Here is a 25113-nt window from a genome sequence, read left to right as displayed (position 1 = left end):
AGTGCTGTGAGTGACCTAACCCCCCTGTTGTAAAATCATCTCCGCTAGTTCTCGCAGCGCTCCCTGTCCTCCTTGCGCCCGCAACACCACATCTGCTACCTCCAGCACCTGTGGATGCGCATCGGAAGGAGCCACTGCACACCCTACTGCCTGCATACATGCCAGGTCGTTCACGTCATTACCGATGTAGACAACACTATTTTCGGAAGAAACCCCCTGCCTCTGAAGCCACTCTCGCATCACCGATAGCTTGTCGGCAACACCTGTGAGACATTCGATGCCCAGCTTTCGACACCGCGCCTCCACCACCGGGTTGATTTCAGTGGAAATCACCACCATGGGGATACCTCGCTCCTTCAAACGCGCGATACCCCAGCCATCACTGCGACTGCAAAGCACACCCTCACTTCCATCTTGCAGCACCAGTACCCTGTTGTCCGTGAACACGCCGTCGAAATCCATCACAATCGCTTCGACCTTCTCAGGAAGCAAGCGCAGCTGTTCTTCCCACCGCATCCTGTGCCAAAGCATATTCGCGAGAAGTAGATCCGCCGGTTCGTCGATTTCCAGACTGCGCTCCGTGGGAACCTCATACATCAACACTTTGCCGAAGAAACGATGTCGATACTGGAGAAAGCCATCCGCTCGCACAATGTACACCGCGCCTGTTTCCAGGAATTCTGGCTCCCTCTCTTGTCGACGCAGGCGTACACGACGATCGTGATTCACACCGACCGCTCCTAGCTGGCTATCCGCTTTCCATACGAAGCCGTAGAAACGCGTGACCGTGAAGATACAATCGCCTCCCTCCCTTTCCAACTTCTCTATCATCGCATCGACATCCTTTGACTCGATGAAGGGAGAGGTGCACTGGATGAATACCAGCAAGTCTATCTGTAGCGCACGCTCTTCGCGCAAATATTGGAGTGCATGAAGCAGTGCAGATTCCGAGCTGGCGGTATCGGTAGCCAGTTCGGCAGGTCGTCGGATGACCTCCGCACCGTATTGCTTCGCCACCTCTGCGATCTCCGCATCGTCTGTAGAGACAAAAACTCCTTGCACGTGCCGACTCCCCCGCGCCGCCAGTACCGCCCGCCCAATGAGTGGCACTCCTCCCACCGGCTGGAGGTTCTTACGCGTGATGCCTTTAGAACCTCCACGTGCTGGAATAATCGCAGTAGTTGTGGACGCACTTGCTCTCAACCTTTGTAACCTCGCTTTAGTTTGCGATACACCGTATATAGCCTACCGCCAAACGCCCTGCCGAAGGCATCGTAAGCAAAGGCGGGTTACCAGAGGTATTCCGTTGCGCTCCACCTCCGCAACCACAACCCCAACTTCTTCATTGGTACACATGTATGGTAGAGGATCCCATGATAGCGGGGGTCGCGGATCAGGGATCTCACTTGCTCGCTGCGGATGCAGTTATTGTTCAAAAGCGAGAGGCTTTTTGCGATCGACGCCGCCCATCTTGCTTCAAGCGACCTGCTCATTATGCAAACAAACCCCTGTTGTGTAACACGCATCTGCCGAAACTGCAGTATCTTGCCGTCCGGAAACCTTCTCACCGTGCGAAGTTCCAGAAGCTGTTCCAGCTCCGATAGCGGGCAAAGATAGTGGCTTCTGCTCGTATTGTTGAACCAGATGAGATACACTCTGCGCCCCTCCTTCCAATCATTCCGCAACTTCTGCAGAAACTGTTGCAGGTTCCGTGGATGCGTTTCGGATGCGACACGCATTGGTCCTTGGTGCGGCGTGTGCTCGCTGACGATACCGCTGAAATAGTATAAGGGTTCCGGGAAATTGGAGTATACTTTCCCTTGCAGCGGATGCCCCCGTAACCAACGGATCGTTTCTGAGCCTCGCCAAGTGGAAGTATTAAAAACACCAGGCCCGTCCTGAAAGCACTTGCTCAGCATTTCCATCCCGAACACGAAGCCCGAAACATACCACCCAACAAAGGCAGCCATCAGAGCGCCACGCGCTAATCGTGCCAAGGAACCAGATGGCTGCAATAAGGTCCATAGTAGAACAAGGCACAACGGCAAGGGCACCGCTATAGGGCTCCATAACCGCTCCGATAATGCCTCGAACTTCGCCTCACGAGCCATGTTCATCAACGCAATAGCGTACAACCCAGTGCTGAGCAACAGCAAGAACAGCCCTTTGCGCAAAACTGCATCATATCCCTTCCATTGCAGGCGAATCGCTGCGCCCACAAGAGATATACCTAAGGCTACAAATACAGCGAACATAGGGACGCTGTTCTCAAAAGTGAATGGGACCACCCATCTATGCAGGCTCCAGAGAGTATCGAACACCATTTCACGCAGTGGATAGTCTGCAGGCTCACGTGTGCCAAACAGGGTGCCCGTTAGGAGATGATTGCGCGATATCCACAACACAGACGGTATAAGCGTCACCAATAGATGCCCTGCCGTCGCAGCTAACCTCTTTTTCCATGGAAAGGAACCAGCTAGCAATATGAAAATACTAATCGTACCTATTGTTGTGACCCCAATCCAGCGCATCAGGACGGACAAACCAGCGCAAATGCTAGAGGCAATAAGATTCGTCCACCGCCCTCCAATTGCATAACGCCACGATTGCCACAGGGCGCCCATCGTCAGAGCAATGAACGGTAACTCGCTCAGCGCATACGGTGCATACCACAGTAATGGACGCGCAAGCAAAACCAACGTTGCCCCTATCCAAACTGCTTTGATGCCTATCTGAAACTCATGTAACCAGTGCCATGTTATCCACACTACCGCTGCGAACGAGAACGCACTAACCAGCCGTGCGGCTAGTTGCAGGTCGATACCGGTCAATCCCAGCAACGCATACACTGCGGATAGCAGCGGCGCGTACGAAACAAGGGGTTCGCCTGTGTAGGTGGTCAGTGTACCTCTCTGCATAAGGTGACGTGCTGCGGTAAGATAGTGAATGGAATCGGACGTCATGCCTGCACCATATGGATATGTTGCTACCAGCACATACCCTGCAGCTACGGCGCTGAAAAGCAGCGCGGTGGTACGCTTCACGTTCTCTGTGTCCATACTTTCTTCTCCCAGTGGGGTACCACGAGAAGTCGTACTTTATGATTCCGGACGAAGAGTAGCGCAAGCGCACTGCTTATTCCCACCCATATCCCCACGCGAGCCAACAAATCCATCCATAGAGCGAAACGCAGGTGCTTATCTACCCAACACGCCGCTAACATCGCTACAAGAGACAGGACAATAGCTCCATAATCATGTGGCAACGGGTTCACCCGCTGTGCAACAGCCCAGACAAAGAAAGCAAAAACCGCAAAGGAGAAGACTGTAGCGAAGGCTGCTCCCCAAGCTGAGTACCTAGGAATCAGCACAGCGTTTAAAAGGAGACATACCACCGCTGAGGCAATGTTGGCTATTGCAAACTTAGGTGTTTGATTAGCCATTAAGGCGCCAACTCGCAACGAGGAACTAGAGATAAAAAACCAGTAGGCAACCGCAATCGGGGCAACGAAACGACTTGCATCCCAGAAGCTTGGGGCTGCAACCATTCGAATCACGGGTGATGACATTAGTATGACGGCGGTGCAAAAAGCAGCGCCGGATAACAAAATAAATGCCCCTCCACGACACAACTGTTTGCCGCCCTCTTCCTCTTCTGCCACACGGAAAACCCAAGGCCACCATGCCCTGCTCAATATCCCAAAGAACACACTCACCAACATCCCAAACCGATACGCTAACGAGTACAAGCCCAGCTCGCTCTCGGACGCATAGCGAGTGAGGAAAAAGCGGTCGCTGTAGTGCAATACGAACTGTGACATGCTTGCAGGCACAAGTGGCAACCCGTAACGCAGCACCTGTGCCAGCCAATGCTTGTCAAAGCAGCTACCATACCTCAGACGAACCAGCACACCTAGTACCACCGACCATAGCACGGCGTTGAGAAGTCCGCTCATGACCACTCCCCACACGCCCCAGCGTAACCACACCACCAGAATGATGTTCGCACTCAGCTGCGTAAAGAGCTTCACTAGAGAAATTGTGGTGAACCTCCACGGCTTGCCTTCCGCCCGCCACAGGGTCAGCGGCAACTCTATCAGGCTGCCTATCATCATCCCAATGAGTGACACGGCAACATAGAGCGTATACCGATCATGCCCGAACGCAAGGCGAGTCAACCACGGCGAAAGAGGCCAAAATACCAGAACGCCTGCAGCTACCACGAGCAGGTTCAGATTAAAGACCGTACCGATAAGTCGGTTGCGCTCGTCATCCGTCTTCGCGAGGTAATAGTGCCGCAACAGCGCCTCTGCCAAACCTAAAGACAGAAACATGCCGATAACATCCACCAATCGAATGATGGTCTCGATAATACCGTAATCCGCGGGCGTCAGCACGCGCGTATAAACGGGTATCATAATGAACCCGACCAGTCGGCTGGCGATAGTGCCAACCGCGTAAACGGCGGAATCTTTGACCAGCGTCCTTAACATCCGCTAATACGTCCTCACCTTTTGCCCTTCGTCGGTGGTGGTTTGTGGTGAGATCATGGGCGAGCGTTCCCAGCGCACCCGCCCCTTGCCCAGCATAAAGGCGAACGGCGCCACCGCCGCCGCCGCGTTGAGGCTCAGGAACGAGCCCGCCAGCCCCGCCAGCCGGAACCGTCGCGCCAGCGCGGGGAACAGCCACGCCGCCGCACCCAGCAGGTAGTATGCGGTCTGCGCCAACACCAGTGCGGCCCCGTATGGTTTGCCCAGCGACGCCCACGACGCGCCATACATGGCTATCAGCGCATACGGCACCAGCAGGCGGCACACCTTGTGCGAGATGAACTGCCACCACAGCGGGTTCACAAAGGGCAGCAGCAGCCATGGCGCTGCCCAGATCAGCTGATAGTTGCCCGCCAGCGTACGCACCTTGCGTTTGAATTCGCGTTCGTAGGAGGGGGTGACCGCATCATAAGCCTTTGCCTCCGAAGCAAGGGCAATGCGGAACCCCTGGAGACGAATATGCAGCGGCACCCACATGTCGTCCAGCACCAGTCCTTCCGGCATCGGCACGAAAAGCCGTCGGTAGATGGCGTAGATAGCCCCGCTACATTGTATCGGCGAATCCACGCGCGCCTCTAGTCCCCGAACCAACTTCTCATAGCGCCAGTACGCGCCCATCGCCTGCGGTGCGCCAGCGAAGTCTATCAGAATCAGGTCCCCCCCGGCTGCCCCCACGCCGTTGTGGCGCAGAGATGTAACCAGTTGACGTATCGTATCGCGAGCGAACCGCTGGCGGGCATCCGCGAAGACAATCACCTCGCCCGTGGCGCGTCGCACCGCTTCGTTCAGGGCAACCGCCTTGCCACGGTGCGGAGAAATCTCCAGCACCTGCACTCGCTCGTACTTCGACGCCACTGCCGCCGTGTTGTCGGTACAACCATCACAGGCAACCACGACGTTCAGTTTGTCTGGCGGATAGTCCGAACCTAAAACGTTCTCAAGCCGTCCCGCGATGTTGCTCTCTTCGTTATGAGCGGCAATGACCACCGTTACAGTGGGCAAATCCGCGTCAGAGCCGAAGGTCTCATGCTCTCGCTGTCGAATTTTGCCCAGAAGCCAAAGCAACAATGGATAGGCTGCGTAAGTATAAACTACGAAAGCAAAACAGATGCCAATAACCCACCACATTACGCTGTCCCTTCCCGCACGCGCGGCAACAGATGCGCCTGCGCCGCGGCTACCAGTGCCATCAGGATGAAGTGGTAGGGATAATAAGAGATGGATAAGAAGTATCCCGTCACCATCAGGTCCATTAAGCCGATGAGGGCGCCCATTCCAAGGGCGTGGAGTAACCAGTGCTGCGCCTTCGCCAGCTGCCGTGCAGCCAGCAAACTGCGTATCCAGATGGTCAGGAACACCAGCAAGCCAAGTCCACCCAGCTCGCCCAATACCAAAAAATACATGTTATGCGTTGTTTGCGAACCTGGTGCCCCAAACTGGCGCGCAAAATCGGGGAAGTTCTTGTAGCCGATACCAGTAAATGGGTTATGCTTAAACATCCGCACCGCAGCTTTGCGATACTCCACGCGGTTCATAGCGGATTCGTCCTCTTGATAATTGGTGATCGACCGCATCCGCTCACGGTACTCTGATGGCGCTGCGAACCACACCGCACTAAACACCGCCAAACCGATGAATAAACCCACGACTTTGCGTTTCGAGTGTAACCATAACAGAAACAGCAGGACAATCAGCCCCAAAAAGCCACCGCGCGATCCGGTATACACCACTGCGACCAGAATGGCGACCATAGCGAGTCCGTAAACCACTTTCAGCCACCGCTTCGGGTCATTGAAGAACAGATAGTAACACAGCGGAAACAGCATCAGGATATAGGCAGCCAGGTCGTTGGGGTCGCCTAGCATACTGGACTCGGCGCCAGCGCGTGTGAGATCACCACTCGTCTCTACCTGACCAGTTCTGTAGTTGTATATGGTAGACCCTGCCAACCATAACGCCATCCAGCCCAACATTCGCACCACAAACGTCAGCTGCTTCTCACTGCGCACTGCCATGTAAATCATCCAGACCATTGCCACACTCTTCAGAAAGTCCTGCGCCCCGGATAGCGACTGCGAGCGGTACAGAGACAGAGGCACTGACATCAGCATGACTCCCCACAGGGCGAGAAACCATTTCACATACCAGCCCTCGATGAGTTTCTGACGATTGAGCAACAGCCGCACGAACAAGCCGGTGGAGGTCACACTGGCGATGAACAGAGGCAGCCGCAGCATGCCCAGCTGGGGAACAAGGTCTACCGGTCTCAGGTAGTAGAAAGCTATGAACGTGACTGCTCCTGCATACGGACTGAACAGAAACACACAAGCAGCGATAAGTGCAAGCACCACGCCAAAGACGAATTCCACTGGTACCAGCAGGAGCGCAACCCCTGCAGCGAACGCCACTGCGACTGTAACCGCCCAGGCAATGGGTACACGCTGAGCAGATGGCACGCCAACCTGCGTGCTCATCAGCATCCCTCCCGACGCTTCAATATCGTCCAGACGGTCAGGAGAAGAATCTTCAAATCAAGCCACAGAGACATGTGGTACAGGTACATTAAATCGTAGCGCAGTTTGTCATAGACCGTCGTATGATACCCGCCCATCACCTGCGCCCAGCCGGTGATGCCGGGTTTGATACGGTGACGTTCATCGTAGTGCGGGATGCGCTCCCGATACTCCTCCACGAACTTGGGGCGCTCAGGGCGAGGGCCGACGATGCTCATGTTACCCAGCAACACATTAACGAACTGCGGCACTTCGTCCAACTTCGTCGCCCGCAAGATACGTCCCACCGTAGTGATACGAGGGTCTCCTTTACTTGCCAGCACGGGACCAGAAACCTTCTCCGCATCTGCAACCATGGTCCGCAACTTAAAGATGTAGAAAATCTTGCCGTCCTTTCCGACGCGCTCCTGTTTGTAGATGATTGGTCCTGGAGAAGTCGTCTTGATTGCGATGGCGGCCAGCAGCAAGAACGGGAAGCTAACGAGCAGCCCAACCGAGGCGAACAGCACGTCAAACACCCGTTTCGCAAGCAGAAGCCGCTTTGACGGCAGGCGCGGCGTGATGTCCACTACAGGTATATCGCCCACCCTGTCGGCTACCGGCCCACTCAACACGATGTCCACGATATTCGGTACCACCTTTATCTGAACGCGACGGTGCCCGTTGCTTACTAACATCTCTGCCAGCCGCTGTTGCCACGTAGGAGCATAGGCAATCAACACTTCGTCGATATCGTGCTCCTTCACGAGGCGTTCGATATCCGTGCGGCACCCGAGCACCCGCAACCCTCCCAGGACGCTCTCTACCTCGTCATCCACAAAGCCGACAACGTCATATCCCGCATCCTGTAGAGTGCGAGCCAGCTGATGCCCCACTTCGCCCGCCCCTACAATGAGCACTCTTCGCTTGCCTGCCATTTCACTCTCCTGTGACAAAGCCAGAAGCGACTGATCTGCCTCCTTCGCGGGCTGCTGCTTCCAAACAGCGGCTTCTGCACGGGATTCTCTCATACACGCCCTCCGCTCTCCTCTTTGCCCAACACGTCTTCCCTGCGCACCTCTACCCGTGCGTTGGGGTCTACCGGCACAATATGTGTTTTCTCCGTTTCTGCCGGTTTCTCGGCCTTCGGGGCGCTGACCCGCCGGCTCTTCGCCTGCCGAACCGTTACCGGCTTCGCCCCCGAAGACGGTTTCCCACTGCTCGGCGGAGGCAATTCGCCTTTGCCGTTCGTGTGATAATAGTGGCTGTGGTAATAGTAGCTGTCCACCATCTCCGGCGCGGCGTCATTCAGCACCACGCCCAACAACCGCACCTTTGCCTTGTTCAGCAGGTGGCGCACCTGCAGCTCGCTGCCGCGCGGGATATGGTTGGCGCGGACAACCACCACGACGCCATCCACCAGCGATGCCATCACGGAGGCATCGGCGAACACTGCCGCGCTGGGTGTGTCAAACAGCACGATGTCGCAGCTCTGTTCCAGCGCGTCCACCACCTCCTGCATCTTCTGCGAACGCAGCAGCTGCCACGGGTTCTTGGGTATCGGGCCGGCGGGTACCAGCACGAGGTTGTCCACCTCCGTGGGGCGGAGCACCTCCGCGATTTGCAGTCCGTTCGACAGCACGGAACTCAATCCCACATCGTTGCTGACGTTGAACACTTTGTGCAGCGACGGTCTGCGCATATCGCCGTCCACCAGAATCACCCGCTTGCCACCCTGCGCCAGTGTGATAGCCAGGTTGGCAATAGTGGAGGTTCCTCCCTGACCGGGGCGCACCGTCGCCACCATGATGGAACGGATATTGGGATGCTCTTCCAGTGTCAACAGGATGTCCTCACCCACGAAGCGGTAGGACTCCGCGTGCGGCGACGCCGGCAGCACGTGCGTAATCTTGGGCAGCACGTAGCTGTCTCCGCTCTCCAACCGCGGGATGACCCCTGTCACCGGCAATCCGATTAGCTGCTGCGCATCGGCGGTGGTCTTCACCGTGTTATCCACTACCTCTAGCCCCACCGCAATCCCGATGCCCAGGAACAGGCTCAGCAAAATCGCCGCGATAATCACCTGCATCGGGTTGGGTCCGGCGCGTACCGGACCTTCCACCGAGGTCTGTCCCATCAGGGTGATGAAGCTCTCCGTGTTGGCGTTCAGGTTAAGTAGCGCCGCCTGATACTGATTGAATAATCTGTTGTAGCTGTCCAGCAGCATCTGATAGTCCGCGGTCGCAGCCTGAATGTCCACATCCAGCCCTCGGTAACCCGCCAAACGCTGCTCGTATTTCGAGACCTGCGCTAGTGTTTGCGCCAGCTCGGTGGCGAGGGCACGCTCTTTTGCCTCCAGCGTGCGTATCTCTTCCCGCAGGCTCAGATAAGCAGCGTTTGTTACGCGGGGACGATTCCGTTCCTCCTCTTGCAGCTTTTGCTGCACCTCTCGGATACGTCGCTGCAGCTGCTGCATAATGGGGTTCTCTTCCGTGTAGGTGCCTCTCATGCTGGTGTACTGGGTGGTGAGCGTCGCCAGCTCCTTTTCCAGCTCCTGAGCAGCCACCGTTTTGCCCGCGGGGTCGGGTAGGGTTTCTGGTGTTTGCGCAAACTGCCGGCGCTTCTCGGCTAGCAACGTGCGAGTGGAAGCAAGTTGAGTTTGTAACTCCTCGGCTTTCTGGCGCAACGGTGTGAGAATCGAATAGTCACCCTGCACTGCCGACTGCAGGTCGACGATACCCTTCTGCTGGCGCAGCTCCTTGAGTTCCTTCTCCTTTGCGTCCAGCTTCGCCCGAGCGCTTTCCACTTCCCGCTTGAGGAAGTTGACGTTGGCTCGCAAGCTTTGGCGGCTGTATTCTTCGTAGAACCGCTTGAAGGCAACGGTGAAGGTGTCCACGATAGCCTTCGCCTGTTGTGGGTTTGGAGCCCTCGCGACAAACACAATGAGGTCTGTATTCACTCGCCCCGATTCGCCAGACGCTGTGTTCACCTGCGCCTGAATCCTGTTTTTCTGACGCATCTCCACGATTTCTTCGCGCGTCAGTCCGACGTCACTGAGCACCGCAACACTGGCACGCCCAGGGGCTACCTCTTCTCCTGCGGCGGAGATATCCGCGTACGTCATGGTCATAGCCATTTCCGCCACTCCCGGCGAGTTCGCCAGCTGCAGCAACGTCGCTAACTTGCGGTCACGCGCCCCGCGCTCCTCACTGCTGGCTCGATCCCCTGGCGGGCGCAGAATACTCTCCGAAGGCTGCACGTAGCGATAGGCGATATACTGCCTGCCGAAGAACTGTAAGCCCACCACCGCCGTGCCGACGGTGATAATGACCGCAGCCAGTATCAACCAGATACGCTTGCGCAAAATGCGGTATATCCGCCAGAAGTCCCACTGATTGGTGCTCGCTTCGCTCATGATGACCGAATTCATCGCTTTCACTCACTCCTTCGCGCGCTTGTTTCCACTTGCTTCCCGACCAGCTGATGTTGTACGATGGGTACCAGCTCGCGGGCGAAAGCCCGCGCGATCTCCGCTGCCTGTTCCTCATTATCGGCAACGGGCACGATGATTCGCAGCAACGCCCCCATCGCCGGGCGATGCAACAACCTGTCCTGCAAAAGATACCAGTTGTGACGGAAGATACTGGGCGTGACACGCCCACCTTCCACGAAACAGTACAGCACTACCTGTTTCTGCACACCCTTCTGTAACAAGAAACGATTCATCTCCGCCTGGAACGACCGTCCGTCGGGAGCAACCATCGATAATCGTTCCACATCCTTCTTCTGTATCGCCCATCCACCGCCCGGCAGGCAGTAGCCAGGCGAATGGAAGGTGTTCTTCTGGTGCCCGTAGATGACCAGCACGTTCACCGGATAGCCTGCCGCGTTGGCGTAGTTGCGCACAATATAGGCATCCGGCGTCAACATCTGTTTCGACAGGTCATCCAGCTCCTGCTGTTCCACCATGCGGAAGCCCGCGATGGTCTCAGGTACCTGATTCACATCGATGGGGAATGTGATGACACGGTTCTCTGCCTGGCGGGCATACCCCACCATGCCCCACGCCACCAGCATCATCACGATGACTATCCATAGATTGGGACGATACTCTTTCATTGTACCTTCTCCATCAGTTTTTTGACACCCAGCAGGCTTAACGCCGAGATAAAAAACAGAAACGGCGACGAATAGTCATGGAAAAAGGTCATGGCGAACTTCTCATTGATGTAATGTCCCATCACGACAATGGCTGCGATACGCAGCACATTCGCCAGCATCGTGATGGGGATACCTGCCAGAAACACTGCACCCTTCGCCCACAACCTGCCCTGTGTCAAATACCCCACCAGTGCCGCAATACCGAGAATGGCTACCATCGACCGAATACCACTGCAGGGAACCGCCACCTCCACATTAAAGCGCGGCGTCCACATATGCACTCCGTCGCGCTCGATGGGCACTCCGAGTACGCCCAACAACATGGTGGATGCCGCAGCGCTGAAGTGCTGCAAGGGAACGCTCAGCAACTCGATGGCGAAGTCAGGCCAGGGCACCGCGAAGTAAAGAAAGAGATAAGGGAACAAAGCCACTCGCATCATGCGCGTGCCTGCGAGATACCACGCCAGCCCACCTATCGCCATCGGCAGCGCAAGAGCTTTCAAAAACGCTACCGATGCCCATTCACTGGCGATTTGCATCAGCAGGGCAAGCCCCAGCACTGGCAGCCCCCACACACATGCCTGCAACGGTGTCTCACGAATCACCTCCCTCTTGCGCCACAGAATGAACAGGCTGACCAGCGGTACCAGAAAGCCATGCGAAAACTCATCGCTCTGTGACCATCGGTCGATGAGAAAGACAATACTCGGCCAGAAGAAACCGATGAAAAGCAGTAATGTAACGATGAATAGAGCCAGTTGCAAGCGATGGGTATATGCCGGCACCTCTTGCCTTTGTACCGCTTCTACTTCCATACACCTCACTCCTTCATTCGCATCAAGGTCGCGCGAACCACATTCACAATACTACCCGTTTGATCGCCACGGGGTCTACCGCCCCGTTTATTCCCCACTTATACATAATGCAAGATTCGTACCATTCCTGAAGATACATGCCCTCTTGAACGGGAAATTTTCAAACTTTTTCAGATAAAACCAGCAAAATTACGAGCGGCTTGTACTGTTTTTGTGAAGTATTCCACAATACAAGCTGCCTTGACAACCATTGCACGCTACGGTATGATGGACGGGCAGAAAGCACTGCGGTCAACCGGAACCTTTCTGCTGAGGATCAAGACCGACACCCCGATGGGCGAAAGGTGAGAACGCGTTAGCAACATGCTAAGGTCCCTGGTTAAAGACTCCGCCGTCTACGCGGTTGGAGTAATTGCCACCCAGCTGGTAGGCTTCATTATGATACCGATATACACGCGGGTATTATCGCCTGCGGACTACGGTGTCATCGAAACAATTACCCGTCTTACGGACGTCATCAACCTTCTTCTGGCAATGGGGTTGGCAGAAGCATTACTGCGTCATTACTACCTTGCTCAAACCGAGGAAGAACGCCGCCGTTTGATTGCCACCACCTTTTCGTTCAACCTGCTGGTTATTGTGGTCGGCTGCACGCTGAGCTTGCCCCTGGCTCCCCAGCTCGCACGCCTCGCCTTTGGACACGAGCGGTACTCTGCCTACGTGGCGGTCTGGCTGCTCGCATCGTTGTTGCATAACCTGGCGGAGCTGCCTCTGACACTGTGGCGTGCCGAAGGTAAGCCATGGCGTTTTACAGGCATCTCCCTGTGCAGACTCCTGACTCAGGTGACCGCAAACATTATCCTCGTGGTGGTGCTCCGCTGGGGCGTGTGGGGCGTGGCGATGAGCAACTTCATCAATGCGGCAGCCTGGTCTACCTTGCTAGGCATCGCCGTGCGCAGAAAATACGGAATCCTGCTGGACACCTCATGGTTGCGTTCGGTATTGAGGTACGGTCTGCCGCTGGTCCCGGCTACACTCTCTCAATTCATTCTGCACTACAGCGATCGCTTCTTTCTCGCCCGCTATGCGACTGAAAGCGAACTGGGGTTGTACTCTCTGGCATACCGTTTCGGCATGCTGGTCAGTATCTCCATGCGCGTAGTAGTAACAGCGTGGTATCCCTGGGTGTTTTCCACAGCAACGGGCAGTCAGGACACGTCATCCATCCGACGCGCCGGGGCGATGGTGCTTGTGGTGCTCGCGATGATTGCCGGAACCCTTATCCTCTGCACGGAAATCGTGCTGAGGCTGATGTCCGCTCCCCGCTTCTGGCAAGCAAGTCAGTATGTTTCGCTCATCGCTGCCGGATGCTGGTTCTTTGCCGCCCACATCCCCTGGAGCGTCGGCGCGCGTCTAGCCAACCGGACTGAAGTGGTAGCAAAGGCACATCTTCTCACTGCAGGGGCAAGCTTGCTGGGCTACGCATGGTTCATCCCCCGCTACGGGGCATGGGGAGCCGCCATCATGACCCTCCTTTCCTTCGTCTGTCTCTCCCTGACATGTCTCGTTTGGTCAGAGAAGACCATGCCTGTGCGGCAGGACATACACGCAATATCCTTCGCTATTCTACTCCTGATTGCTTCCGCCTGTGGGGATGCCTTACTGCGTATGCAAGGCGACCCCAGCACAGGTATTCGGCTCGTGGCGACTGCAGCAATCTTTTTGGCAACTGTCGCCTATATCAATGACCGGCTGAGTGAGCGAATCTTCGAGAGAATGTGCGTGCGCCTCTGGCATCGGCTTCGCTCTAACCTGCAATCCCGCATGAACAACGGGAGCACTAAGAAATGACAGGTCTTGGCATCAAAAAGACATTGAAAAAAGCCGTATACTCGCTGCAATCTGCTTGGGAATACGGCAAGTGCACTTATGCCATCGGCTATTCTGGAGACACGTTGAACCGCTTTCTATCCGGAATGTCAGATTTCCATCTGCCTGCAGAGGATGCCAGGGTATACGCTCTTCTCTCCAGCTACTACCTGCAGCACCGTTTCGACGTGCTCGGTTCGGGATGGGTGCAGGTGAAACACGGGATGCACTGCCGGGGTGTGGAGGGATACCGATACGACAAGGGCAGTCACGTCCGCGCAGATGCAGGAGCGGAGTGGCTCAAAGGCAGGGTCTCGCCGGGCAACCTTCATCAGTCTCGTCAAATATGGCAGCTCATTCAGGGAGATTACACACCCATTGACTGGCAACTGGATGTCAAGTCCGGCTACCGTTGGGACGAAAACACGTGGTTCAAACTGGTTCCCGTCTCACCTGCCAAGGGAGCAGACATCAAGGTTCCCTGGGAACTATCGCGGATGCAGCATCTCCCACACCTCGCTATTGCCTGCGCGCTCGCCCGCAGGGGCGAGGCAGGTTTTGAACCAGCCGAAGTTTATGCCCGCGAGTTCCGCAATCAGGTGCTGGACTTCATGGCGACCAACCCTCCGCGATACGGTGTGAACTGGTACTGCTCCATGGACGTGGCGATCCGGGTCGTTAATTGGTTGGTCGCATATGACCTGTTTTCCGCTTGCGGAACCGTGTTTGATGATGAGTTTAAGCTTCTTCTGTCTCGTGGCGTTCATGAGCACTTCTGGCACATTTTGCACCACTTAGAATGGTCACCCCGTTACCGCAACAACCACTATCTGGCGAACATCGCAGGGTTGTTGTTTTGTGCAGCGTATCTGCCGAGCACACCGCTTACCGACGCTGTCCTGGCGTTTGCAGTGCAGGAATTAATCACCGAGGTCGATTACCAGTTTCACGCGGACGGGAGCAATTTCGAGGCATCCACCTGCTACCATCGGCTAAGCGCGGAGATAGTGATGTGGTGTACTGCTCTGGTGCTTGGTCTACCTGCAGAGAAGCGTGAAGCGCTCAGCAGATACGACCATCGGCTTGTTCGGCGACTGAAGCCAGCACCGATGCCGCTCTACCCAGCAGGCGATGGAGAGCATACTCACCCATTCCCGGAGTGGTATGCAGACCGCGTGCATCGGATGGCACGCTTTACGTGGCGCATCACCAAGCCGAATGGTCAGGTGGCGCAGATAGGAGATAACGATAGCGGCAGGTTCATCAAGTTGCAAGCGGCGTGGCGGGTCATGACTGTGAAGGAGGCCAAGGAGCATACTCTCACCTTGCGCGATTTTGAAGAACTCCCCGACAGTGCCCCACATATTTACGAGGACACGCTAGACCACTCCCACCTGCTGGGTTTTGCCTGTGGTCTGTTTGGCGATGAAGCCTTCGAACCGTATGCAAAGCGGTGTCCCTTAGAGTGGGCTGTCTCTACGGTTTTGTCACTTTACCGGCTACCGGTGCCGGTAGGGCGGGAGGAAGAGAAAGCCCGTGCCGGCAAACTAGAGGTCTGGGAAGCCTTTCGGAAAAAAGCGGAACAGACGCCCCAGAGAAAGGAGCACCGCTTCAAAACCACGGGAGGCGGCTTGCGCAGCGGGTTGCGCCTTTGCATGTTTGCGGATTTTGGGGTATATCTCTTCCGGTCATCGGGATTGTATCTTCTCGTCCGCTGCGGCAGGCAAAAGTCCGGTCAGCGGTGGGGACACGCGCACAACGACCAGATGCACATCGAGTTGTGGATGGATGGGCGAGACATCATTCGGGACCCCGGCACGTACCTGTATGGAGCGCTACCGGAGATGAGGAACCGCTACCGTTCCATACATGCTCACTTCACCCCCGCATGGCAGGGTAAGGAGCCGGGTCGTCTTTCGAAACGAGTCTTCGAACACGTGGATTCGTTTCACGCCGAGTGCCTGTACTTCGGGGAGGAAGGCATTCTTGTCAGGCATACAGGCTTCGGGTTTCCGATACATCGCATGATTACGATAGGTGATGAGGAGGTCATTTGTATCGATCTCGCGGAAGATGTTTCGGGGAAAAGCGGGTTTGACTTCACGTACGCCCGGAACCGACTAAACTTTTCGCCGGGCTACGGTGTGGTGCTGGATGAGCCAGCCGTTTTAGAGGAGGCGTTACTGTGAATCTGCTTGTCATCGCATACCACTTTCCGCCGGACGGAGCGATAGGGGCAGTGCGTCCCTATGAGTTCGCACGGTTACTTCCGCAGTTCGGGATACAAACCTGGGTGTTGACCGTTAGACCGGAGCACGCACGCCAGCTGAATCCGGACTTTCAGCCAGCGGATATTCCGGACGAACGAATCGTTCGCACTGCAGTACATCCAGCCCGATATGATAACATCCGGCTATTCGTAGATAAAATGAAGGCTCTTTTAAGGCTAGAACAAACACGTAAAGCGGGAGACGGCAACACTGCTCGGTCCGGGACAGGGTTACGACGAAAGCCCCTACTGCTCAGCTGCCTTCTGGAGATGCTGGAGTACCCCGACCGGTATGCCGGCTGGTATGATCCGGCAATGCGAGCTGTGCATGAGCTGGTCCAGCAGGTATCGTTCGGCGCTGTTTACAGCACCTCCCCTCCGCGTACCTGCAGTCTCATCGCCCGCGCCGTTGCCGAAAGATACCGCTTACCGTGGATTATGGACATGCGCGACCCGTGGATAACCCTTGTGGAGGGCTGGCGCACCACCATCAAATGTCCTGTAGTCCGCCGCTGGCATCAAAAGGCTCTCGACCAGTGCCTGCAAAGGGCAAACATCGTCGTTGCAAACACCCCTGTTCTCCGAGAACACTTTGAAAACGAGTACCCCTGGGTGGCAGGAAAGGTGCGCGTTCTGCCCAACGGCATCACAGACACCGTACAATCTGCACAAACCCAATATGTCCGCTCAGACAAGCTGGTCATTGGTCACTTTGGCACTATTTACGGCTGTCGCACCACGTATGACTTTTTGAAAGGAGTAAGCTTGTGGTTGCAGGCGAATCCGCAGAACAAGAAGCGTCTGGAGCTGCTGTTCTATGGCGAAAGCGTGGAAGACGTCGGGGGCATCGCCAGCCAGTTTGGCATCAGTGAGATCGTACAGGTTCATCCTCCTGTGTCGAGAACAGAAGTGCCGGCAATCATGGAGCGATGCGAGGCTTTATTGCTGCTTGCCCAACAGCAACCGATGCAGGTGCCCGGCAAGGTATATGAGTATCTGGCAACCGGTAAGCCGATTATTACCATGACGGAGAGCAACAGCGCCACGGGCAGGCTACTGCAAAACATGCCGCAGTGCTATATCGCGCAAAATGCGGAGCAAGTACATCAAACGATGGAGCAGTTATGGCACGAATATAGCAGGGGTGAGTTATTCTGCGACCGTTCCGATTACTTGACGCCTTTTAGATACTCATCGTTGACGGAACAGCTCGCTGGATGGATCAAAGAGGCTGTTGACCGTTTTCAGGAGACATCACCATGAGTTTGCGATTGATGCTGGTAGCAGGTGCACGCCCTAACTTTATGAAAGTGGCACCTATCTGGCATGCCGCCCAGCACCGAGACGACCTCGACGTTGTTCTGGTACACACAGGACAGCACTACGACCCAAACATGTCCGATGTCTTTTTTGCCGAGCTGGGTCTTCCACAACCCGACGAGTTTCTGGGAGTAGGTTCGGGTACCCACGCCGAGCAGACGGCGAAGGTCATGATCGCTTTTGAGCCCGTGTTGCTCAAGCATCAACCGGACGTGGTGGTGGTCGTAGGTGACGTCAATTCCACGCTGGCTTGCGCTCTGGTAGCCGTGAAGCTGGGCATACGGGTAGCGCATGTGGAAGCTGGATTGCGCAGCGAGGACCGCAGTATGCCCGAAGAGATTAACCGAATTGCCACCGATGCAATATCAGATTACCTCTTCACCTCGAGCCGGGATGCCGATGCGAACCTGCTGAGGGAAGGTATTCCCGCTGAAAGGATATTCTTTGTGGGTAACGTGATGGTAGACACCCTGCTAGCACACCGCGAGCAAGCCGTCCAGAAATCCACGATATTGAACAGGTTAGGCATCCGGGAGAAAGAGTACGCGGTGATGACCCTGCACCGCCCATCCAACGTTGACAACGAAGACGCCTTGCACCGAATGCTGGAAATCATTCTCTCGACACAGCAGCGCATAAACGTGGTGTTCCCCTTGCACCCACGCACGCGGACACGGCTGGGTGAACAAGTGCAACAACTGGTAGAGGCTGGAGTAACGCTCACCGAACCTTTAGGCTATCTCGACTTCCTGCGCCTCATGTGCTCGGCACGTGTGGTGCTAACCGACTCGGGTGGCATCCAGGAAGAGACCACCGTGCTGGGTATACCCTGCCTCACCCTGCGGGAAAACACGGAACGTCCGATTACCCTGACGCAAGGAACCAATCATCTTGTGGGCACCAACCCGGAGTCCGTCGCCACTGTACTGGACAGGGTACTCTCAGGGCAACCAAACGCCTCCTATGCCGTGCCGGAAGGATGGGATGGACGCGCCGCGCAGCGTATCGTGGCAACACTGGTAACGCTGTGGCAGGGAAGGTAACCTCAACCGTCCTCCTGTGAGACTACCCCGCGTTTGTGGAACAACCTGCAGGGGGTGTGAGTTGCAGTGCGTACGGTGAAGGCTATTCCGCTGCTTCTGTTGCTGGTGTTTCTATTAGTGGTTGCCAATGGTCAGCAGTCCGCACAGGTTTTTCCGTCTGCCAGGTGGGCATGGTATCTCGTTCGTGAGGGACCTGACGGCGGCTGGCCCGCTGGTGGGATGAGCAAGGACGACATCACGCGCTGGATAGCTGCTCATGGAGACTGGATGCTGGGGGCATCCCCGACGTACAATTCTACCGACTGGAACCTCATGGTAGAAACCAATTCTAATATCCGTTTCACCCTCTACGATGAGTGGTTTCACACTGACCTCAACCCCTTACACCCTAATTACAGCCACGTGGGGCGGTGGAATTCGGGATGGATAAACGGCCGCATCATCCAAATCGAGAACTATTACCTCGCACGCGGACTGAACCCTGAAGCGGCTTTCTTCCATGTCGGCACAGACTACCTGTGGCAAGATTTTTCTGTCAAATTGTACGAGGACGAAATTTTGTCTGTGTGGAGACAAGAAGGTACCGCAATTCTGGAACTACTCCCGACGGAACCACTCTATCGTGGTGAAGGACAGACGGTCTTCGCACTGCCAACTACAGCCAACGGTTCGCTGATACTGGGTCGGCCCGAACCCTTCGATAGCATCTACTTGGAGATGGACCCGCCCGTCTCCGGCGGGCAATATGTTCTCGAGTTTGTGAGCGCAACCGCCTTCACCAACAGTAATTTCGAGCTGCCTGCGTCATGGACACCTCTGGTTATCGTGTCCGACGGTACCAATGCATTATCTCGCAGCGGTTGGATACGTTTTCGGATGCCCAACCGCTGGACGCAATGGAAGCGCTGTGGTATGAGCTCCGCCGCCGCCTTTCCTGTCAAATACTACTGGGTGCGTATTCGGTGTGTGACGCCTCCAACCAACAGACCATCCCTGCGAGCCGCCTGGACGACCGGCTATTACCAATACTTGCCGAGCGTCAGAGCGATAGGCGAAGCGATATATCTTGGCTTTCCAGAGCGCGTCACGTCGGTGACAATACAGCTGCGTTCACCCGGTGTCGGTGGCACATACTCGATGGAATATGCACGCGGCATAGGTCCCAACGGCTTCGTCAGTGAATGGTCCGCATTGCCATCGGTCAACGATGGAACACAGAGCCTCAGGCAATCCGGGACAATTTCATGGTCTACTCCGTCGGGATGGGTTGCGGGCAAGCTGAACTTGGGTAAGGCACCACGACGATACTGGATCCGCATCAGGGTCACTACGGCGCCCTCTACTGCAGCCGTCGTTGCTGGCGTAAGCGCAGGAGAGCGCAACTTGAACAGTCAGGATATTTACGCCAGTCGATACTGGCTCGTTGTACCAGGATGGGACGAGCGAAACGATAGGGACGGAGACGGTTACTTGGACGACAACGAATTGGCGAGCCTAGTCAACCAGCAAGCCACCGCTCGCTGGCCGGCACAGGCGCGGGTGATTCGCGTTGGCTGGCTGGGCGCACTGAACTACGTCATCAACTGGACACGAACCGAGTTGCGCGAAGTGATGCTGAATTACTACACTGCGATTTATCTGGGAAATCCAGACCAGAGAGTGCACGGAATGTTCAGCGACAGCATGGTGGTCTCTGAGCCCTCCCCCATGTTGTCTGCGGCAGTAGAGCGTTCCGATGCGCGGCAGTGGGAGGAGATGTGGCTGGAAGTTCACCGCTACCTGCGTCGTAGCGGAAAAAAGGTCGGCGGAAACATCGCGTCATATGAAGTGTTCGCTCCGTTGCCGAATGAGCAAGCCTATCTGGACAACGGTTTCTACACCCACCTGTATAACGACTACGTGCTACATGAACACTATCCTCAGGGTCCAGTCTATCAAACAACCGAAACCACCTTTCGTCGCCGCCTACTCAATATTAGCATGGAAACAGGAGCCGGGCTGGAACAGGTTCTCCAGTTCAACATGGCAGGCGATGCCCTTCAGCGCATCGGCGGGGGTACGGGCGCGGCAGCTTGGAAACGGTTTCAGGAACATGCACTGGCTTTCTTTTATCTGGTACAGCACCCGCAGCGCAGCTACCTGAACATCTGGCAAACGGCGCTGTACGGTGCAGATGTTATCGACACTTCCATCGGTCAAATGCCGAAACCAATGGCTTTTCAACCAACCGCAATGCTTCGGGTGGACATTGGGCAGCCTGCCAACTATATACCCGAGGGGTTCACGCCCGTGCAGTTGATGTATCGTGAAGGAGGAGGCTTCCCCGATAACATCGTGGTAGGAGATACCGCTTCACCGTTTTTGAACAACAACTACCCGAAGCTGGCAGGCAAGCCGGTCTATCCAACATATGTTTTCGCGCTGGCATCCGGTACCCTCCCCAACAGGCCGTCGACCACCTACACCATCTTCGCGCGGAAATACACGAAGGGGCTGGTTCTCCTGAAGATGACCAGCAAGTACGATGCGCTGGACACCGGCGATGCTTCTGCGACCACTCATCCCCTGCCGGGAGTGTACCGTCGGGTGAACTGGGACGGCACGCTGGGTGAGCCCATTACTGAAATCACCCTCAGAGGCATGGAAGGTGCCATACTGGTAGATGCCTCACAATCGTCGGGCGGGTTGCAGATTTCCATCTCCGCAGACAAGGTCAATCCACGCCCGGGCGAAGTGCTGCGAGTTACCGTTACAGTGTCTAATCCTGGCACCACGGAGGTCAGGAACGCAGTAATCACAGTGCCCCTCCCCTACAACATAGGCTACCGACGGGGAAGCCTGAAAGTGAACGGTTCTCCAGCACCTGATCCTGCTGACCCCTCGCGAGTGCAGGTTACCCTGCTATCTATTGCCTCTGGCGGAAGCGCCAAAGTGCAGTTCGAAGCAACGGTTCGGTAGACTGATGGCTTTCTACAAGAACGAAGGTCGCGCCCCCATATTTGCACTCCACTGCTTACCCCGGACGGAGCCTGCTGTCCATCTTGACATGGAAGCCGCTCTTTTGGTTTAATGCATTGGTGTGCGTCTTCTGCCCGGAGGATTACATGCCATCATTTATACAAGAGCAGTCGCGACGGTGATGCACGATGGGAACAGAATACCCTTACGAGCTGGACAATGACCCGAACCTGTGGCTGGATGAAATAGACCTGCTGGAGATAGAATCCCTGACTCCAGAGGAGGCAGCTCGCCTGGAGGCAATGATCGAGAACGACCTCCACCACCCGAACCTGGAGTCTGACCTCGCTGCCGAAGAGGCAGAAGAATCCGCCAGGGAAGGCGACGAACAGCTGGCGCAGGGTCTCGTGGAGGAAGCGATCAACGCTTACCGGCGTATGATTCAGGCGAACCCGGATTCGTTAGAGGCGCACATGCGCATCGCCGATGCTTACCTGCTGGCGGACATGTCCTTTAAGGCAGTGCGCCATTACCGCAAGGCTGCACGCAGCCACCCCAGACGGGCGGAGCCGCATTTCCGACTCGGAGAGGTATACCGTCGCTATGGCCTGCTCAAGGTAGCCATTGCGGAATACCGCAAGGCGGTTGACCTCAGCCCGCAGAACCCGTTCTATCGCTATCGCCTGGCTAAAACGCTGTTCGAACATGGTGAAATCCGTGAAGCCATTGAACAGATGGTGTTGTGCGTCCAGACAGCGCATTCCGACGCTTTCTATCACTACGCGCTCGGAGACATGCTTGCCCGCCTGAGACGGTACGAAGAGGCGGCGCACGAGATGCATCTGGCTACTGTATTCGCCCCATACGACGATTACTACAGTGCGTGTCTGGGTATTATGCACCTGCACACCGGCTCCCTGCCTAAAGCGGCGTCCGCCTTCCGTCAGGCGATACGCCTGAACCCCGATAACCCGAGCTACCACTACCTGCTCGCGGACACATACCGGCGGATGGGCATGGTGAAACACGCCGCCGCACATTATCGCAAGGCGGGCAGACTGGGGGCATACGACTCCGTTTTCGTGCGCCGCGTGCGGGACGAAGTCAGTCAATCGCGCGAGTAGTCGCCCCCATGGGTGCGGTGTGCATCGCCTCCCGCACGTTCTGCCATGCGTAAAGCACCGCCAACAGGATGAAACCGGTCATTACTCCCAGCGCATCGATGCCCACATCACGCAACGAAGGAGTGCGCGACGCCCAAAACACCTGATGAAACTCGTCTGTAAAAGCATACAGGATGCTGAAGCTACCGGAGAACCCCAGCGCACGCCAGTGTCTCCACGCTTCGCCATAGCGGAAAGCACGGTACGCCAGCACGGTGAGGATGAGATACTCCGTAAAGTGCGCTCCCTTACGCACCCAGTAATGCAGTTCGAACAGCTGCTCTGGTGTGGCGTTTGCCAGCCAGTGGGGGAAAAAGCGTTGCAGCAACCTGTAGAGCAACCCGGCTGTATGGGAAGCGGAGCCAATCTCGGTGGACATGGCGAAAATCAGCCCCATCCATGCCACCATTGGTCCCACATACCAGAGAAAACGTGCTGTCTTGCTCACCAGTTTCCTTGTGCTCCTTAATCTACCCCTGCTTGAGCGGAGACGCGGGTGGTACCCCGTAACAATCCTTCCCGCACCCGTATCACCGCGTCGTCAGCCGTTGGCTCGGGTGTCAGGCGGATGGAGTAGCGGGTCTCACCCCCGATTTTGCCTTCCATCACGACCAGACTGCCCCTGCGCCACACCGCTATTTTTATCGGGTCGCCGAGCTTCTTACGAGAGACCACGTCTTCAATGCGCCTGTCAGCGGGCTCTTCGTCCACTTCCATCACAATGTCGCCTGCCCGCAGACCCATTAGAAACGCCGGGCTCTGGGACTCCACCGCCTGTATAATCACCCGCCCGACTTCGTCTACCATGCTCGTCGCACCAAAATACGTGGTAGAGGTGCTCTGACGTTCCAGACGATAGCCGATATATTTCAAAATCTCGTCATATGGCAGAGGTTCGGTACTGGCAACCATTCGGCGATAGAGCGCACTCACGTCTTGCGCGACCACGCGGTTGATAGCCTGCAGGATACCGTCTTCCTCAAAGCCCGGCTTCGGGTAGCCGTAGCGTTCCATCAGGAAGCGCATCACATCGTCCAGACTCTTCCGGTTGCCGGTAACGCCACGGATGTATACGTCCAGCAAGAATCCCACCACTTTGCCCTTATTGTAGTAGCTTAAGCCACCGTAGCCCATGCCGTTGCCTTCCCAGACGTTCCAGCTCGCCTCTTCCAGCGTCACCCGCTCCCGCGCAGGATTGTTCTCCAGCGTGAAGATTTCCCGCTCCATCTCCTGCCAGAAATCGCGGTCACCGATGAGACCGGCACGCAGAAGGAGAAGATAGGCGTAGTAATCGGTGACACCTTCGCACCACCACAGCGCGCGCGTGCGCACCGGCTGCGTGTAATCAAAGGGTCCCAGCACCTTCGGGCGTATGCGCTTGACGTTCCACGCATGAAAGTACTCGTGTGCCGCCAATGCGTTGATGTTCAGGTCGCGGCGGTCTGGCACATTCAGCACGGTGGATTTCAGATGCTCCAGTCCACCCGCAAATCCTCTGCCGCTTAAATGAACGATGAACAGGTAGCGTTTGAACGGTGCACTACCGAAAAGGTCGATGCCCACACTGGCGATACGCTGAAAATCGGCAGTTATTCTGTCCATATTGCACAGGATGTTGCCCGTCTCAGAGGCGAAAACCACACGCATCGGCACGCCACGAGCACGGAACTCACGCACGTCAAAATGCCCCATCTGCACAGGGTCATCGATGAGTTCGTCGTAGTTGGGGGCGATAAAGGTGTCTCGCACATCCCCAAACGGCCTCTGCTCACTCTGCGAGGCAAAATCCATCGCTGTTGCGACCTGCCAGCCGACAGGCAACCGGAACCGCACCTCGTGTGGCACATTTTTCGAATCCATCTCGTAGACGAAAGCAGCAGCGCCATTGATGAAGGCGTGGTGGGGTCCCATCGCCACCCCAAAGAAGCCCATCCCCTCTTCGCGCGCCAGCACGCGATAGCGCAAACGCACCGTTTGCGCCCCGCCGGTATCTATCCACCAGCTATAATGATTCACGGACTGAATCGACAACGGCTCACCCCTTTCGTTCTCCGCCTGCATATCGCGGATACCCTCGCTGTAAGGCATCGTCTGATACCAGCCGGGTGTCCATGTCGGTATCGCCACTTTCAAAGTGCCCGAGTCAATGCCCTGAAACGTGTACTCCATCAGGAAGGCTTTCTGCGAGGGGTCTTCCAGGTGCACCAGAACGCTCACCCTGGAAACCGACGCCCAAGCAGTGCCGATGACAAACCACAGCACACACCCCGTTACTGCAATAAACCATCGTTTCATGGGTAGGGTTCCTCCATCGCGCGACAGAAAGTCCGGTTACATTTTGCGGGATTATAGGTGGGAAGTCAAGAGGTTCACCGGCAGACACAGCACCTCCGATGGTATTCCTGCGCTTGCATCTCGTTTCTTTCATCCGGTATACTATGAACACAAAACACCACAACGTTTGCTGTGTGCCA

17 protein-coding genes are annotated in these 25113 nt (G+C 56.1%); 6 read left to right on the top strand and 11 right to left on the bottom strand.

From position 1 onward, the window contains the following. Window positions 1-15: 15 nt before the first annotated feature. The 9 genes from K6U75_05760 to K6U75_05720 all read right to left on the bottom strand — a co-directional run bounded on the left by K6U75_05760 (window position 16) and on the right by K6U75_05720 (window position 12017). The gene (locus K6U75_05760) at window positions 16-1203 is read right to left on the bottom strand and encodes an acylneuraminate cytidylyltransferase (GenBank protein MCL6474541.1); all 1188 of its coding nucleotides are present in this window, start codon (window positions 1201-1203) and stop codon (window positions 16-18) included. 86 nt (window positions 1204-1289) lie between these two features. Further along, window positions 1290-3059 carry a hypothetical protein gene (locus K6U75_05755; GenBank protein MCL6474540.1) on the bottom strand — a complete coding sequence of 590 codons (1770 nt, stop codon included), beginning with the start codon at window positions 3057-3059 and terminating at the stop codon, window positions 1290-1292. Continuing rightward, entirely contained in the window at window positions 3041-4492 is a 1452-nt protein-coding gene (locus K6U75_05750; GenBank protein ID MCL6474539.1) for an oligosaccharide flippase family protein, read from the bottom strand. Before K6U75_05750 ends, K6U75_05755 begins: the two co-directional genes overlap by 19 nt. A gap of 3 nt (window positions 4493-4495) precedes the next feature. Further along, window positions 4496-5677 carry a glycosyltransferase family 2 protein gene (locus K6U75_05745; protein MCL6474538.1) on the bottom strand — a complete coding sequence of 394 codons (1182 nt, stop codon included), beginning with the start codon at window positions 5675-5677 and terminating at the stop codon, window positions 4496-4498. Further along, a complete protein-coding gene (locus tag K6U75_05740; protein MCL6474537.1) occupies window positions 5677-7023 on the bottom strand; it encodes an O-antigen ligase family protein in 1347 nt (448 codons plus the stop codon). Before K6U75_05740 ends, K6U75_05745 begins: the two co-directional genes overlap by 1 nt. Continuing rightward, window positions 7023-8072, bottom strand: a complete 1050-nt coding sequence (locus K6U75_05735) for a sugar transferase (protein MCL6474536.1) — start codon at window positions 8070-8072, stop codon at window positions 7023-7025. Before K6U75_05735 ends, K6U75_05740 begins: the two co-directional genes overlap by 1 nt. Next, window positions 8069-10471 (bottom strand): polysaccharide biosynthesis tyrosine autokinase, encoded by a 2403-nt coding sequence (locus K6U75_05730; GenBank protein MCL6474535.1) that lies wholly within the window; start codon window positions 10469-10471, stop codon window positions 8069-8071. Before K6U75_05730 ends, K6U75_05735 begins: the two co-directional genes overlap by 4 nt. Before the next feature lie 5 nt (window positions 10472-10476). Continuing rightward, complete coding sequence (locus K6U75_05725; protein MCL6474534.1) at window positions 10477-11160, bottom strand: EpsI family protein; 684 nt, start codon at window positions 11158-11160, stop codon at window positions 10477-10479. Continuing rightward, window positions 11157-12017 (bottom strand): exosortase/archaeosortase family protein, encoded by an 861-nt coding sequence (locus K6U75_05720; GenBank protein ID MCL6474533.1) that lies wholly within the window; start codon window positions 12015-12017, stop codon window positions 11157-11159. The genes K6U75_05725 and K6U75_05720 overlap by 4 nt, the downstream gene beginning before the upstream one ends. A gap of 363 nt (window positions 12018-12380) precedes the next feature. Between K6U75_05720 and K6U75_05715 the strand changes: the two genes are divergently transcribed. The 6 genes from K6U75_05715 to K6U75_05690 all read left to right on the top strand — a co-directional run bounded on the left by K6U75_05715 (window position 12381) and on the right by K6U75_05690 (window position 22600). Further along, a complete protein-coding gene (locus K6U75_05715; GenBank protein ID MCL6474532.1) occupies window positions 12381-13868 on the top strand; it encodes an oligosaccharide flippase family protein in 1488 nt (495 codons plus the stop codon). Next, window positions 13865-16075 carry a heparinase II/III family protein gene (locus tag K6U75_05710; protein MCL6474531.1) on the top strand — a complete coding sequence of 737 codons (2211 nt, stop codon included), beginning with the start codon at window positions 13865-13867 and terminating at the stop codon, window positions 16073-16075. The genes K6U75_05715 and K6U75_05710 overlap by 4 nt, the downstream gene beginning before the upstream one ends. Then, window positions 16072-17418, top strand: coding sequence for a glycosyltransferase (locus K6U75_05705; GenBank protein MCL6474530.1), 1347 nt, complete (start codon window positions 16072-16074; stop codon window positions 17416-17418). Before K6U75_05710 ends, K6U75_05705 begins: the two co-directional genes overlap by 4 nt. Then, window positions 17415-18518, top strand: coding sequence for a UDP-N-acetylglucosamine 2-epimerase (non-hydrolyzing) (wecB, locus tag K6U75_05700; protein MCL6474529.1), 1104 nt, complete (start codon window positions 17415-17417; stop codon window positions 18516-18518). Before K6U75_05705 ends, wecB begins: the two co-directional genes overlap by 4 nt. 66 nt (window positions 18519-18584) lie before the next feature. Next, complete coding sequence (locus K6U75_05695) at window positions 18585-21476, top strand: DUF11 domain-containing protein (GenBank protein MCL6474528.1); 2892 nt, start codon at window positions 18585-18587, stop codon at window positions 21474-21476. Window positions 21477-21664: 188 nt separating this feature from the next. Further along, window positions 21665-22600 (top strand): tetratricopeptide repeat protein, encoded by a 936-nt coding sequence (locus tag K6U75_05690; GenBank protein ID MCL6474527.1) that lies wholly within the window; start codon window positions 21665-21667, stop codon window positions 22598-22600. Here the strand turns inward: K6U75_05690 and K6U75_05685 are convergent. Then, window positions 22581-23087, bottom strand: a complete 507-nt coding sequence (locus K6U75_05685) for a VanZ family protein (protein MCL6474526.1) — start codon at window positions 23085-23087, stop codon at window positions 22581-22583. The two genes, K6U75_05690 and K6U75_05685, sit on opposite strands and share 20 nt — an antisense overlap. A gap of 17 nt (window positions 23088-23104) precedes the next feature. Next, the gene (locus tag K6U75_05680; GenBank protein MCL6474525.1) at window positions 23105-24934 is read right to left on the bottom strand and encodes a PDZ domain-containing protein; all 1830 of its coding nucleotides are present in this window, start codon (window positions 24932-24934) and stop codon (window positions 23105-23107) included. Window positions 24935-25113 lie beyond the last annotated feature (179 nt).

It is taken from the genome of Bacillota bacterium (genome assembly GCA_023511455.1).
Classification (GTDB): Bacteria; Armatimonadota; HRBIN16; order HRBIN16; family HRBIN16; genus HRBIN16.
The sequence above is the reverse complement of the archived record's forward strand: the minus strand, read 5'-3'. Positions and strand labels throughout refer to the sequence as shown.